The 14060-nt window shown below is 71.8% G+C and carries 13 protein-coding genes; all 13 read left to right on the forward strand.

Annotated elements, in window-relative coordinates; translation table 11 throughout:
* Nucleotides 1–241 precede the first annotated feature (241 nt).
* The 13 genes from egtA (at nucleotide 242) to argG (ending at nucleotide 13894) form a co-directional block, all read left to right on the forward strand.
* Entirely contained in the window at nucleotides 242–1519 is a 1278-nt protein-coding gene (gene egtA, locus Apa02nite_RS20580) for an ergothioneine biosynthesis glutamate--cysteine ligase EgtA (RefSeq protein ID WP_203826395.1), read from the forward strand.
* Nucleotides 1516–2820, forward strand: a complete 1305-nt coding sequence (gene egtB / locus Apa02nite_RS20585) for an ergothioneine biosynthesis protein EgtB (protein WP_203826396.1) — start codon at nucleotides 1516–1518, stop codon at nucleotides 2818–2820. Before egtA ends, egtB begins: the two co-directional genes overlap by 4 nt.
* A complete protein-coding gene (gene egtC, locus Apa02nite_RS20590; protein ID WP_203826397.1) occupies nucleotides 2820–3569 on the forward strand; it encodes an ergothioneine biosynthesis protein EgtC in 750 nt (249 codons plus the stop codon). The genes egtB and egtC overlap by 1 nt, the downstream gene beginning before the upstream one ends.
* Nucleotides 3566–4537, forward strand: coding sequence for an L-histidine N(alpha)-methyltransferase (gene egtD, locus Apa02nite_RS20595; protein WP_203826398.1), 972 nt, complete (start codon nucleotides 3566–3568; stop codon nucleotides 4535–4537). The genes egtC and egtD overlap by 4 nt, the downstream gene beginning before the upstream one ends.
* A gap of 101 nt (nucleotides 4538–4638) precedes the next feature.
* On the forward strand, nucleotides 4639–5688 hold the full coding sequence (locus tag Apa02nite_RS20600; RefSeq protein WP_203826399.1) for a hypothetical protein: 1050 nt from the start codon (nucleotides 4639–4641) through the stop codon (nucleotides 5686–5688).
* A gap of 366 nt (nucleotides 5689–6054) precedes the next feature.
* Nucleotides 6055–7056, forward strand: a complete 1002-nt coding sequence (gene argC / locus Apa02nite_RS20605) for an N-acetyl-gamma-glutamyl-phosphate reductase (RefSeq protein WP_203826400.1) — start codon at nucleotides 6055–6057, stop codon at nucleotides 7054–7056.
* A gap of 88 nt (nucleotides 7057–7144) precedes the next feature.
* A complete protein-coding gene (argJ, locus tag Apa02nite_RS20610; protein WP_067696690.1) occupies nucleotides 7145–8314 on the forward strand; it encodes a bifunctional glutamate N-acetyltransferase/amino-acid acetyltransferase ArgJ in 1170 nt (389 codons plus the stop codon).
* Complete coding sequence (gene argB, locus Apa02nite_RS20615) at nucleotides 8311–9177, forward strand: acetylglutamate kinase (protein ID WP_203826401.1); 867 nt, start codon at nucleotides 8311–8313, stop codon at nucleotides 9175–9177. The genes argJ and argB overlap by 4 nt, the downstream gene beginning before the upstream one ends.
* Nucleotides 9174–10328, forward strand: coding sequence for an acetylornithine transaminase (locus Apa02nite_RS20620; protein WP_203826402.1), 1155 nt, complete (start codon nucleotides 9174–9176; stop codon nucleotides 10326–10328). Before argB ends, Apa02nite_RS20620 begins: the two co-directional genes overlap by 4 nt.
* The gene (gene argF, locus Apa02nite_RS20625) at nucleotides 10325–11257 is read left to right on the forward strand and encodes an ornithine carbamoyltransferase (RefSeq protein ID WP_067696704.1); all 933 of its coding nucleotides are present in this window, start codon (nucleotides 10325–10327) and stop codon (nucleotides 11255–11257) included. The genes Apa02nite_RS20620 and argF overlap by 4 nt, the downstream gene beginning before the upstream one ends.
* Entirely contained in the window at nucleotides 11254–11763 is a 510-nt protein-coding gene (locus tag Apa02nite_RS20630) for an arginine repressor (RefSeq protein WP_067696707.1), read from the forward strand. Before argF ends, Apa02nite_RS20630 begins: the two co-directional genes overlap by 4 nt.
* Entirely contained in the window at nucleotides 11760–12653 is an 894-nt protein-coding gene (locus Apa02nite_RS20635) for a hypothetical protein (protein WP_067696710.1), read from the forward strand. Before Apa02nite_RS20630 ends, Apa02nite_RS20635 begins: the two co-directional genes overlap by 4 nt.
* Entirely contained in the window at nucleotides 12650–13894 is a 1245-nt protein-coding gene (gene argG / locus Apa02nite_RS20640) for an argininosuccinate synthase (RefSeq protein WP_203826403.1), read from the forward strand. The genes Apa02nite_RS20635 and argG overlap by 4 nt, the downstream gene beginning before the upstream one ends.
* The last annotated feature ends 166 nt before the right edge of the window (nucleotides 13895–14060 follow it).

Here is a 14060-nt window from a genome sequence, read left to right on the forward strand (position 1 = left end):
CCGGCACCCCGGGTCGGTTCCGGAACTTTTAGATCCCCCGAACGGTCGCCGCGCGGCCGGTCCGGCGGCATCGTAGAAGTCGCGGCTCGTCCGACGTCCGGGCGAGGCGCGGCTGACGTTCTAACGAACGTTCAGGTTCGGGGTGGGCGGATCCGGGGGATGCCGGTAAGGTCCGAAGAGCGGCAAACACATCGGAGTTCTTCGATTACCTAGGGTGATCGTCCGGACGTCGAGGGGGAACATGAGCACCACCGATCGAGTCCTTCGGGGCGTGGCGGAGGCGATCGAGTACATCGAGGGGATCTGCTTCAAGACCGGGCCACCCCGATGGATCGGCGCCGAGCTGGAATGGACCACACACCGTGCCGGTGACCCGGCCGCCTACCTGCGGCCCGAGGAGCTGAGCGCCGCACTCGGCGGGCACACGCCCGCCAGCCTCGGCAACCCGGAGCCGCGACCACTGCCCGGCGGAGGCCCGGTCACCGTCGAACCCGGTGGCCAGGTGGAGATCTCCTCCGCACCGGCGGAATCCCTCACCGCCCTGCACGCCGCCGTGACCGCCGATCACACCGCACTCACCGAGCTGCTCGCCCGGGGCGGGATCGAGCTGGGGGACCACGGGATCGACCCGCACCGGGCGCCGCGCCGGATCCTCGACACCCCGCGGTACGCGGCCATGGAACACGCCTTCGACGAGGCCGGCCGGACCATGATGGGCAGCACCGCGGGCCTGCAGGTCTGCCTGGACGCCGGTGAGGGCGCCGCGGTCGCCAGCCGGTGGGCCGCGGTCCACGAGTTCGGGCCGCCGCTGGTGGCGCTGTTCGCGAACTCGCCCCGGCACGCCGGCCGGGACACCGGGTGGGCCTCCGCCCGGATGGCCGCCTGGTACGGCATCGACCGCCGGCGTACCGCCCCGGCCTACGTGCCGTCCGGGCGCGACGACCCGGCCCGGGACTGGGCCCGGTACGCCCTGGACGCGCCGCTGCTCTGCGTACGCCGGGACAGCGGGGACTGGACCGCGCCGGCCGGGCTCACCTTCGCCGGCTGGATCACGACCGGCCGGCTCGGCGCCGAGGACCGGCCGCCCACCGTGGCCGACCTGGACTACCACCTGAACACCCTGTTCCCGCCGGTACGCCCGCGCGGCTACCTCGAGGTCCGCTACCTGGACACCCAGCCGGGTGAGGAGTGGATCGCGGCGGTCGCGGCGGTCGCGGCGCTGTTCGCTGACGACACCGTCACCGACCGGGGGCGGGAGATCGCCGCGCCGGCCGCCGACCGGTGGCTCCCGGCCGCCCGCGACGGGTTGCGTGACCCGGTCGTCCGGGCCGCCGCCACCGGGCTGGCCGAGCTGGCCTGCCGGAATCTGGACCGGACCGGGCTGCCCGAGGCGGTACGCGATCGGGTCTCCGGGGTGCTGTCCCGGCGGCTCCGGTCGTACCCGGAAATCCCGAAGCGGACCGCGAGCGGACCGCTCGACCGTTACCCAGCGCCCAGCGTGGAAGGAACCGCACGGTGACCCCCGACAAGAATCAGATCGCGGCCCTGCTCGACCGGAGCCGCGCGCGCACCGCCCTGCTCACCGACGCGGTGGACGACGACGAGCTGGGCCGGCAGCACTCGCCGCTGATGTCGCCGCTGGTCTGGGACCTGGCGCACGTCGGCAACCAGGAGGAGCTCTGGCTGGTCCGGGACGTCGGCGGGCGCGAACCGGTCCGGGAGGACATCGACCACCTCTACGACGCGTTCAAGCACGCCCGCAAGGACCGCCCGGCGCTGCCGCTGCTCGACCCGGGCGAGGCCCGCCGCTACCTCGCGCAGGTCCGGGACAAGGCCCTGGACGTGCTCGACCGGGTACGCCTCGCCGACGACCAGCCGCTGCTGGCCGGTGGCTTCGCGTTCGGGATGATCGTGCAGCACGAGCAGCAGCACGACGAGACCATGCTCGCGACCCACCAGCTGCGGACCGGCGCCCCGGTGCTGTCCGCGCCGCCCGCGCCGCCGGGTGACCGCCGGATCCGCGGTGAGGTGCTGATCCCCGGCGGCGCGTTCACGATGGGCACCGACACCGACCCGTGGGCGCTGGACAACGAACGGCCGGCACACGCCGTCGACGTCCCGGCGTTCCTGATCGACCGGGCGCCGGTCACCAACGGCGAATACCTGGCGTTCATCGACGCCGGGGGCTACGACGAACCGCGCTGGTGGTCCACCCGGGGCTGGGAGCACCGCAACACCGCCGGGCTGACCGCGCCGTTGCACTGGTTCCAGGCCGAGGGCGGCTGGCACTACCGGCGGTTCGGGCGCGTCGAGGCGGTGCAGGCCGACGAGCCGGTGGTGCACGTCTGCTTCTTCGAGGCCGAGGCGTACGCGTCCTGGGCCGGCAAACGCCTGCCGACCGAGGCCGAGTGGGAGAAGGCGGCCCGCTGGGACCCGGAGACCGGCCGGTCCCGGCGCTTCCCGTGGGGTGACGAGGCGCCCGGCCCGGAGCACGCCAACCTGGGGCAGCGGCACCTCACCCCGGCGGCGGTCGGCGCGTACCCGGCCGGCGTCTCCCCGCTCGGCGTGCACCAGCTGATGGGTGACGTCTGGGAGTGGACGTCGTCGGAGTTCCATCCGCACCCCGGGTTCCGGGTGTTCCCGTACGCGGAGTACTCCGAGGTCTTCTTCGGCGGGGACTACCGGGTGCTGCGCGGTGGCTCGTTCGGCACCGACGGGTCCGCGGTGCGGGGCACGTTCCGCAACTGGGACCACCCGATCCGCCGGCAGATCTTCAGCGGCTTCCGCTGCGCCCGCGACCTCGCACCGGAGCTCGCCTGATGTGTCGGCACCTGGCCTACCTCGGGCCGGCCGTGACCCTGGCCGAGTTGCTGCTCGACCCGCCGCACGCGCTGGCCCACCAGGCCTGGGCGCCGCGGGACATGCGCGGCGGCGGCACCATCAACGCGGACGGTTTCGGGGTCGGCTGGTTCCCGCACGGGTCCGCCGAGCCGATCCGGTACCGCAGCGCCATGCCGATCTGGAGTGACGCCGCGCTGCCCGCGCTGGCCGCCGCGACCACGTCCGGCGCGGTGCTGGCGGCGGTCCGCTCGGCCACCGCCGGGATGCCGGTAGTGGAGACCGCGGCCGCGCCGTTCGCCGACGGCCGCTGGCTGTTCAGCCACAACGGCGTGGTGCGCGGCTACCCCGGCACACTCGCCGGGCTCGCCGCCGACCTGCCGATCGAGGACCTGCTGACCCTCGACGCGCCGACCGACGCGGCGGCGCTGTTCGCCCTGGTCCGCCACCAGCTGCGGGCCGGGAAACCGGCCGCCGAGGTGCTCGCCTCGGTGGTCCGCGAGACGTTGCGGGCCGCGCCCGGCTCCCGGCTCAACCTGCTGCTCACCGACGGTGAACAGATCACCGCGACGACCGCCGGGCACGCACTCTCGGTGCGGGCGGCCGGCGGTGCCGTGCTCGTCGCGTCCGAGCCGCTGGACGCGCACCCGGCCTGGCAGCCGGTACCGGACCACCACCTGTTGATCGCCACCCGGGCGGACATCGACGTCACCCCCTTAGGAGCACTGTGACCTCTCTGGAGAAGCACCTCGACGAGCGTGACCTGGCCCGATCGTTGCGTGCGGACGTGCGCGACGGGCTCACCGCCACGCCCAAACGGTTGCCACCCAAGTGGTTCTACGACGCGCGGGGCAGCCGGCTCTTCGAGGACATCACCCGGCTGCCGGAGTACTACCCGACCCGTACCGAGCGGCTGATCCTGACCGAGAACGCCGCCGAGATCGCCCGGATCACCGACGCCAAGACCCTTGTCGAGCTCGGTTCCGGCTCGTCGGAGAAGACCCGGCTGCTGCTCGACGCGATGTTGTCCCGGGGGACGCTCGGTTCGTTCGTACCGCTGGACGTGTCCGAATCTGCCCTGGTCGAGGCGGTGCAGTCGCTCGGCGTCGCCTACCCCGGGCTGAGCATCTCCGGCGTGGTCGGCGATCTGACCCGCCACCTGCGGCACCTGCCCGACGGCGACAACCGGGTGGTGGCGTTCCTGGGTGGCACGATCGGCAACCTGGTGCCCGAGGAGCGTGCCGCGTTCCTGACCGATCTGCACGCGGCGCTGCACCCGGGCGAGTGGCTGCTCGTCGGTGCCGACCAGGTCAAGGATCCCGGCACGCTGGTGCCGGCCTACGACGACGCGGCCGGTGTGACGGCCGAGTTCAACAAGAACGTGCTCCACGTGATCAACAGGGAGCTGCGGGCCGATTTTGATCCGCTCGCGTTCGAGCACGCCGCGGTCTGGGACCCGGACCGCGAGTGGATCGAGATGCGGCTGCGCTCGGTGCGCGACCAGACCGTGCAGATCAAGGACCTGGACCTCACCGTGCCGTTCGCGGCCGGCGAGGAGATGCGCACCGAGGTCTCCGCGAAATTCCGCCGCGACGGACTGACCGCGGAACTCGCCGCGTCGGGCTTCGCCCTCCGTCACTGGTGGACCGACCCGCAGGGCTGGTTCGGCGTCGCGCTGGCCCAGGCCGTCCAGATCTAACACCTTTTCCCGTACGGCCGCAGCACGCCGTGTCCGGCTCTGATCAGTCAGAGCAGTTTTCCGTACGAGCGCGGCGTGCGCGGCCGTGGTGGGATGGGCCGATGAGGTTCGAGCATCCGGAACGGCGGGGGTGGCGAGACCACCGGGCGGAACTGCGGAGCGCGCTGACCGGCGAGCAGCTCCCGATGATCGGGTTGCCGGGCACGGCGGGCGGGTGGATCGCCGGCTGGGACACCTCGGCCGACGTGCTGACCGCGGTGACCGTCAAGTACGGCGAGCCGGGCTCGTGGCTGTCGGTGGAGACCGCCGTCGCGTCGTCGGGGTCCTCGCTGCGGGAGACGCTGGAGGAGCAGCTGCGGCTGGCCGGGGTCCGCTTCGCCGACGTCACCTGGGACGAGTCGGAGGCGGCGGTCACCGTCGACGGGCGTTCGCTGACCGCCCAGGTGCTGCACGCCGGCGAGGACTGGTGGGCGGCCCGGGTGGTCCTCGGCGCCTCCGCGGTGGCGCAGCTCGCCCCGGAGTTCCGCAGCGCGCCACCGGCTGCCGGTCAGGTGGGGCTGGAGGTGGGGCTGCTGGCGTACCGGAAAGGGTTCGAACCGCGGCTCGGTGCCCTGCTGCCCGGTGAGATCGCGGAGATGCTGAACGCGCCGATGCCGGACCTGGAGCGATGGGCGCCGGCGCGACCGGTGGCCGGCCCGGCCCTGCCCGACGGGGAACCGCACCGGGTGCTCGTCGACATCGTGCTGCAGCAGGCGATCGAGCAGCAGACCTGGATGGCGGAGGGTGGCCCGATGCCGCAGCTGCCGGCCTCCTGGGGCTCGCTCTGGACCTCGGTGGTCAAGCGCCAGTCCGACCTGGCCGGCCAGTCCGAGGATGCCGCGCAGAGCGCCGTGTCGGACATGTTGTCGCAGCTCGCCGCGCTGCAGCGGGAAGCGGCCTGGTTCCGCGAGGACACCGCCCTGCGCCACCGCGCGATCAGCGAGACGCTGCTGTTCGTCACCGGCCTCGCGACGGACGTGCCCAGCCGCCCGGCCCAGGAGGCCTGGCGCGAACGCCAGGGCACCCGCATCCCGACCACCCGCCCGGACGCCGTCCTCGCCGCCGGCGACCACTGGCTGACCGCCTGGACCACCTGGACCACCCACCCCTGACCCGCACAGCCCGGCCCCACGCCGGCGCCCGCCGCCGGTCCCGCCCGTTGCGCGCCTCCCGGCCCTGGCTGGTTCTCAGGGGTGTCTCGCGCCCTGTTTCACACCCCTCAGGACCAGCCGGTCCTCCCGCGCGCTGCCCGCGTCCCGGCCTTGGCTGGTTCTCAGGGGGTGTCTCGCGCCCGCTTTGACACCCCTCAGGGCCAGCCGGTCGCGCTTGGCCGGGTAATTGGGAGATTTCGGGATGGTAGATGGGGATTTGTGGGGAGAGGGGTGGGGTGGGCGCGGGAAGGTGACTCCGGGCACGGCGTGGTTGCCGCAGGGAATGTGAGTTGATACGGTTCTTTGCATAGTCATGCGGAGGTGGGTATGGGAATCCGGGTCGCGGTGGCCGGGGCCAGTGGGTATGCCGGCGGGGAGTTGCTGCGCCTGCTGGCCGGGCACCCTGAGTTCGACCTGATCGCGGCGACCGCGCACAGTCAAGCCGGTCAGCACGTGACATCCGTCCACCCGCATCTGACCGGGCTGGACCTGACGCTCGGCAGCACCGACGCGGAGACGCTCGGCGACGCCGACCTGGTGTTCCTGGCGCTGCCGCACGGGCAGTCGGCCGCGGTGGCCGGGAAGCTGGCGCCGACCACCCGGATGGTCGACCTGGGCGCCGACTTCCGGCTGGAGAGCGCCGAGCAGTGGACCCGTTACTACGGTGGCGGGCACGCCGGCACCTGGACCTACGGGCTGCCCGAGCTGCCCGGCGCCCGGGCGGCCATCAAGGACGCCGACCGGGTGGCGAACACGGGTTGTTATGCGGCCACGATCATCCTGGCGCTGGCGCCGCTGATCGCCGCCGGTGTCGCCGACCCCGAGGACGTCGTGGTGGTGGCCAGCTCCGGCACGTCCGGCGCGGGCCGCAACGCGAAGGTGAACCTGCTGGCCAGCGAGATCATGGGTGACCTCTCGCCGTACAAGGTGGGCGCGCACCAGCACGTCGCCGAGATCAAGCAGGCCACCGGGGCGGCGTCGCTGTCGATGACCCCGATCCTGGCGCCGATGCCGCGGGGCATCCTGGCGACCGTCACCGCGAAGCGGCGCAACGGCGGGGACCCGCGCGAGGCGCTGCAGGCCGCCTACGCCGACGAGCCCTTCATCCACGTGCTTCCCGAAGGGGTCTGGCCGCACACCGCGGCCACCTCGGGTTCCAACTCGTGCCATCTGCAGGCCACTGTCGATGTCGACTCGGGCCGCATCATCGTGGTGAGCGCACTCGACAACCTCGGCAAGGGCGCCGCCGGTCAAGCGGTGCAGAACGCCAACATCATGTTCGGCTTGCCGGAGACGGCGGGCCTCAGCGTCTTCGGGGTCGCGCCATGAGCGACTGCACCGAGTGGCACCACGCCGCACCGCCCGACGGCCTCGCAGACGAGGGCCAGGAGGGCATGGCAAAGAAGGGCACAGCACCGTGACCGTCACCCATCCCAAGGGCTTCCGGGCCTCCGGCGTCGCTGCCGGGCTCAAGACCAGCGGCAACCCGGATGTCGCCCTGGTACTCAACGACGGGCCGGACTACACGGCGGCCGGTGTCTTCACCGGCAACCGGGTCAAGGCCGCGCCGGTGCTCTGGAGCCAGCAGGTGCTCAAGGGCGGGGTGATCCGCGCGGTGGTGCTCAACTCGGGCGGCGCCAACGCCTGCACCGGCTCACAGGGTTTCCGCGACACGCACACCACCGCCGAGCACACCGCCCAGATCCTGCGTACCCAGAAGAAGCTGATGGTCGGCCCCGGCGACGTGGCGGTCTGCTCGACCGGCCTGATCGGCGAGCTGCTGCCGATGGGCAAGCTGCTGCCCGGCGTGACCGCCGCGGTCAAGGCGCTCGCCACCGACGGCGGGCCGAAGGCGGCCACGGCGATCATGACGACCGACACGGTCGCCAAGAACGCGGTCTTCCAGGGCGAGGGCTGGTCGGTCGGCGGGATCGCCAAGGGCGCCGGGATGCTGGCGCCGGCGCTGGCCACCATGCTCGTGGTGATCACCACCGACGCGTCGGCCGACAACGAGACCCTGGACAAGGCGTTGCGTGCGGCCACCCGGGTCACCTTCGACCGGATCGACGCGGACGGCTGCATGTCGACGAACGACACGGTGCTGCTGCTGGCCAGTGGCGCCTCGGACCGGCAGCCGTCGCTCGAGGAGCTGACCGCGGCGGTCACCGAGGTCTGCCACGACCTGGCGCAGCAGCTGATCGGGGACGCCGAGGGTGCCACCAAGCACATCGCGATCGAGGTGAAGGGCGCGGCCAGCGAGGCTGACGCCGTACAGGTGGGGCGGACCGTGGCCGGCAACAACCTGGTCAAGACCGCTTTCTTCGGCAACGACCCGAACTGGGGCCGGATCCTGGCCGCGGTCGGGACCACCGACGCGGCGTTCGAGCCGGACCGGATCGACGTGGCGATCAACGGCGTCTGGGTGTGCAAGAACGGCGCGGCCGCCGAGGACCGCAAGAAGGTCGACCTGGCCGGGCGGAACGTGGACGTCACCATCCACCTGCACGAGGGTGAGATGAACGCGACGATCTGGACCACCGACCTGTCGCACGCCTACGTGCACGAGAATTCGGCCTACTCCTCGTGAAGGCTCAGAAGAAGGCCGAGATCCTGATCGAGGCCCTCCCCTGGCTGGAGCGCTTCCACGGCACCACCATCGTGATCAAGTACGGCGGCAACGCCATGATCGATCCCGAGCTGCAGCGGGCGTTCGCCGCCGACATGGTGTTCCTGCGGCACGTCGGGATCAAGCCGGTCGTGGTGCACGGCGGCGGCCCGCAGATCAACCGGATGCTCAAGCGGGTCGGCATCGAGTCGGAGTTCCGCGGCGGCCTGCGGGTGACCACCCCGGAGACCATGGAGATCGTCCGGATGGTGCTCACCGGCCAGGTCGGCCGGGAGCTGGTCGGCCTGATCAACCAGCACGGCCCGCACGCGGTGGGCCTCTCCGGCGAGGACGCGGGGTTGTTCACCGCGGTCCGCCGGGGCGCCCTGATCGACGGCGAGGAGGTCGACATCGGCCTGGTCGGCGACGTCGACCGGGTGGACACCTCGGCGGTCGACGACCTGATCGCGGCCGGTCGCATCCCGGTGATCGCCACGGTCGCCCCGGACGTCGACGGTGTGCTGCACAACGTGAACGCGGACACCGCCGCCTCCGCGCTCGCGGTCGCGCTCGGCGCCCGCAAGCTGGTGGTGCTGACCGACGTGCCCGGCCTCTACACGAACTGGCCGGACACCAGCTCGCTGACCTCCGAGATCGACGCGGACGCGCTGGCGAAGCTGCTGCCCAGCCTGGAGTCCGGGATGGTGCCCAAGATGGAGGCCTGCCTGCGCGCGGTGCGCGGCGGTGTCCCCGCGGCGCACGTCGTCGACGGCCGGGTCGCCCACTCGACGCTGCTCGAAGTCTTCACGGAAGAAGGATTCGGAACGATGGTGATCCCCCGATGAGCACGCTCAGTGAGCGCTGGTCGCAGTCCATGATGAACAACTACGGCACGCCGGCGATCGGCCTGGTCAAGGGCGAGGGGGCGGTGCTCACCGCCGAGGACGGCACGCAGTACGTCGACTTCCTCGGCGGCATCGCGGTCAACGCCCTCGGCCACGCGCACCCGGCCGTGGTCGCCGCGGTCACCCACCAGATCCAGCAGCTGGGGCACGTCTCCAACTTCTTCGTCTCGGAGCCGTCGGTGGCCCTGGCCGAGCTGCTGCTCGCGCTGGCCGGCCGGTCCGGGCGGGTGCTGTTCTGCAACTCCGGCGCCGAGGCCAACGAGGCCGCCTTCAAGATCTCCCGGCTCACCGGCCGCACCCACATGGTCGCCACCGACGGCGCGTTCCACGGCCGGACCATGGGCGCGCTCGCACTGACCGGCCAGCCGGCGAAGCAGGCGCCCTTCCGGCCGCTGCCGGGCGATGTCACCCATATCCCGTACGGGGATGTAGCCGCCCTGGAAGCGGCCGTCACCACGGACACCGCGATGGTGATCCTGGAGCCGATCCAGGGTGAGAACGGTGTGGTCGTCCCGCCGTCCGGTTACCTGGCCGCGGCCCGGGAGATCTGCACCCGCAACGGCGCGCTGCTCGTGCTGGACGAGATCCAGACCGGCATCGGACGGACCGGGCACTGGTTCCACCACCAGAGCGAGGGTGTCGAGCCCGACCTGGTGACCCTGGCCAAGGGGCTCGGTGGCGGGCTGCCGCTGGGCGCGTGCATCGCCTTCGGTGCGGCCGCCGACCTGCTGCAGCCCGGCCAGCACGGCAGCACGTTCGCCGGCAACCCGGTCTCCTGCGCGGCCGGTCTCGCGGTGATCCGTACGATCGCCAGCGAGGGCCTGCTCGACCACGTGAAACGGGTCGGTGAGCAGCTGCGGCGCGGGATCGAGGGGCTGGCTCACCCGTACGTGAAAAATGTCCGCGGCGCCGGCCTGCTCCTCGGCATCGTGTTGAACCAGCCGGTCTCCGCGGAGCTCGCAGCGCGGCTGCGCGAAGCGGGTTTCCTGGTCAACGCCCCGCAGCCGGACATCATCCGGCTCGCCCCGCCCCTGATCATCTCCTCCGATCAGGCGGACGCCCTGATCGCTGCCCTGGACGGTATCCGGTGACCACCCGCCACTTCCTCCGCGACGACGACCTGACCCCGCAGGAGCAGGCCGACGTGCTCGACCTGGCCGCCGAGATGAAGGCGAACCGGTTCGGCTACACGCCGCTCTCCGGCCCGCGCTCGGTCGCGGTCTTCTTCGACAAGGCCAGCCTGCGCACCCGGCTGTCGTTCGAGGCCGGCATCGCCGAGCTGGGCGGCCAGCCGATCATCGTGGACACCCAGAACACCCACTTCGGCCGGGGCGAGAGCCTGGCCGACGCGGGCCGGGTGGTCGCCCGCTACGTGTCCGCGATGGTCTACCGCACGCACGGTGACGAGCGGCTCGCCGAGCTGGCCTCCGGCGTCGACATCCCGGTGATCAACGCGCTCTCCGACGGGTATCACCCCTGCCAGCTGCTGGCCGATCTGCTGACCATCCGCGAGAAGCTGGGCACCACCCAAGGCAAGATCCTTTCGTACGTGGGTGACGCCGCGAACAACATGGCGCACTCCTACCTGCTGGCCGGGGCGACCGCCGGGATGCACGTCCGGGTGTCCGGCCCGTCCGGTTTCGATCCGGCGCCCGACGTGGTCGCGCGGGCCGCCGAGATCGCCGCGTGGACCGGTGGCTCGGTCGAGATCGTGCGGGACCCGCGCGAGGCGGCCGACGGCGCGCACGTGATCGCCACCGACACCTGGACGTCGATGGGGCAGGAGAGCGACGGCAAGGACCGGCTCACCCCGTTCCGGCCGTACCAGATCAACAAGGAGCTGCTGGCGGTGGCCGCGCCCGAGGCGATCGTGCTGCACTGCCTGCCGGCGCACCGCGGCGAGGAGATCACCGACGAGGTGATGGACGGCCCGCAGAGTGTGGTCTTCGACGAGGCCGAGAACCGGCTGCACGCGCAGAAGGCCCTGCTCACCTGGCTGCTGGCGGTCAACCAAAAGTGACTTCCGCGGTTACCCGAGCGGGGCGGCACGCCCGGATCGTCGAGCTGATCCGGGGCCGCACCGTGCGCTCCCAGACCGAACTGGCCGACCTGCTCGCCGCCGAGGGCGTGCAGGTCACCCAGGCGACCCTCTCCCGTGACCTGGAGGAGCTGAACGCGGTCAAGGTCAGCGGCGCCTACCTGATCCCGGAGGACGGCAAGCGCCCGCTGCGGGAGACCACCGGTCAGGGGCCGGCCCGGCTGATCCGGCTGCTCAAGGAGCTGCTGACCGGGGTGGACTCGAGCGGGAACATCGCGGTCCTGCGTACCCCGCCGGGCGCCGCGCAGTTCCTGGCCAGCGCGCTGGACCGGTCGGGGCTCTCGGACGTGGTCGGCACCATCGCCGGCGACGACACCATCCTGGTGGTGGCCCGGGACAACGGGCCCACCTCGGGCGCCGCCCTGGCCGAGAAGCTGGGCAACTGGAGCCGGTCGGACGCCGACCCTCGTGAGGAGAATCAGTCGTGAACTTCCCGCCCGCGGTGGAGACCCGCTTCCCGGACTTCGCCGATCAGACCGGCAAGCTGGCCGGCCTCGGCGTGGAGTTCTTCCTCGCCTCCAACGAGACGGTCCGCCCGCACCTCAACGAGGGCCCGTACGGGTACAAGCTGAGCTGGCTGGACTTCACCGACACGACCGAGAAGGACTGGTCGGTCCGGGAGTTCCTGAACCTGTTCAACGTGATCAACGGCATCGCGTTCGGCGACCGGGGCATCCCGATGCCGCAGTGGGTGATGGTCGACCTGATCCTGATGCCGGCCGCGGCGCTGATCGCCGGTCTGCCGCAGGACGAGTTCGCGGCGATGGTGGAGCGGTCCACGTTCCGCTTCGACACCGACGTCAAGCAGCTGCTGCGCAAGGTGCAGGAGGACATGCGGGCCAGTGGGTACCGTGGCCCGGTTCCGGTCGGTGGCTACTGCGCGGCGCCCTCGGCCGAGCCGGGCCGGTGGGTCGGCTGGTCGCTGTGGTCGCTGATGCCGGCCGTCGGGCTGGGCAAGGCCGCCAAGGCGCTGGCGCTGTCGGCGTACCGCGCGCAGAAGCTGGACGGCGTCACCCAGTACGACAACAGCGCCCTCAAGGTGCACACCGAGTTCGGCGCGCTGAAGGTGCTGGTCGCCACGGTGCCGTTCCACACGTCGCCGGGCTCGTTCGTCTACCAGAGTGACCTCACTCTTCCCGCCGGGGGAGAGTTGTCCGAGCCGAGTTTCCTGCTCGATCCGTTCGACTACAGCCGCCAGCAGGCGATGCAGAAGGACATCGAGGCGGGCCGCTCGGAGTTCTATGTCCTGCCGCCCGGCCACGTCCGCCGGGACGGTACGACATATGTGCCGATTCTCGAGAAGGAACTGCCCCGATGACCAAGCGCAAGATCGTTCTCGCCTTCTCCGGCGGGCTGGACACCTCGTACGCCCTCGTCGCGTTCCGCGAGGCCGGCTGGGACGTGGTGACCGCGAACATCGACACCGGCGGGCTGCACAGCGGCGAGGGTGAGGCGGTCCGGGCCCGCGCCGAGGAGCTGGGCGCCGTCGAGCACCACGTCGTGGACGCGCGCTCCGAGCTCTACGACCGGGTCGTCACCTACGCGATCAAGGCGAACTACCTGCGCAACGGCGCGTACCCGTCGTGTGTCGGCGCGGAGCGGCTGATCCAGGCGGAGAAGGTCGTCGAGGTCGCGCTGCAGGTCGGCGCGGACGCCGTCGCGCACGGGTCGACCGGCGCCGGCGCCGACCACGTCCGGTACGACGCGGTGATCCGCGCGCTCGCCCCGCAGCTGGAGATCGTCACGCCGATCCGGGACGAGCGGCTCACCCGCGAGGAGGAGACCGACTTCCTGCGCGCCCGGGGCTACGCGGTCAGCGAGAAGGTCAAGAAGTACTCGATCAACGAGGGCCTGATCGGTACGTCGATCGGCGGCGAGGAGACGTACGGCTCCTGGGAGTACCTCCCCGAGGACGCCTGGACGTACACCAAGCCGATCTCCGCGGCGCCGGACCAGGGTGTCGAGCTGCTGCTGACGTTCCACCAGGGTGCCGTGGTCGAGGCCACCACGGCCGGCGGCGTACCGATCGAGGGCACCGGCCCGGGCGCGGCGAACTTCGCGATCCTGCAGGCGCTGAACACGCTCGGCGGCGAGCACGGCGTCGGCCGCGGCATCCACATGGGCTCGACGATGGTCGGCAACCTGGCCCGGGTCGGTTTCGAGGCGCCCGGCATGCTGATCCTGATCGCCGCGCACCGCGAGCTGGAGAAGCTGGTGCTCTCCAACCGCCAGCAGGCGACGAAGGCCACGCTCGGCAACACGTACGGCGACCTGCTGCACGAGGCGGTCTACTTCGACCCGATCATGGATGACTTCCGGGCGTTCCTGGACTCCAGCCAGCGCCGGGTGGACGGGACCGTACGGGTGCTGCTGCACAAGGGCAACGTCGTGCTGCTGGGCAGCAAGAGCCCGTACAGCCTGCTGGACGCGGCCACCCGCCAGGGCGTCGTCTACGGTCACGGCTCGTCGGCGTGGACCGGGGAGCAGGCCCGCGCGTTCGCCCACATGTACGCCATGCCGGGCAGCATCGCCCGCCTCGCCGGCCACCCGACCGACTAGCTGGACCGCGCTCACGAGCACCCCGGTCGCGTGCGGGGGTCTGGCTGGTGCTGAGGGGTGTCTCAACGACGTTGAGGCACCCCTCAGCACCAGCCAGGACCGTGAGCGCCGGCTGTGCCGTGCGACGCGCGGCCCGAGGTCAGCTCCGCCGCGAGCGGCGGGTCGG

Origin of the sequence: Actinoplanes palleronii, from assembly GCF_016862315.1 — a bacterium.
GTDB lineage: Bacteria > Actinomycetota > Actinomycetes > Mycobacteriales > Micromonosporaceae > Actinoplanes > Actinoplanes palleronii.

Excerpts from the sequence above, each read along its gene's own strand:
- Apa02nite_RS20600 (WP_203826399.1), top strand. The coding sequence starts at position 4,639 with ATGAGGTTCGAGCATCCGGAACGGCGGGGGTGGCGAGACCACCGGGCG.
- egtA (WP_203826395.1), top strand. The coding sequence starts at position 242 with ATGAGCACCACCGATCGAGTCCTTCGGGGCGTGGCGGAGGCGATCGAG.
- argC (WP_203826400.1), top strand. The coding sequence starts at position 6,055 with ATGGGAATCCGGGTCGCGGTGGCCGGGGCCAGTGGGTATGCCGGCGGG.
- egtC (WP_203826397.1), top strand. The coding sequence starts at position 2,820 with ATGTGTCGGCACCTGGCCTACCTCGGGCCGGCCGTGACCCTGGCCGAG.
- argG (WP_203826403.1), top strand. The coding sequence starts at position 12,650 with ATGACCAAGCGCAAGATCGTTCTCGCCTTCTCCGGCGGGCTGGACACC.
- Apa02nite_RS20620 (WP_203826402.1), top strand. The coding sequence starts at position 9,174 with ATGAGCACGCTCAGTGAGCGCTGGTCGCAGTCCATGATGAACAACTAC.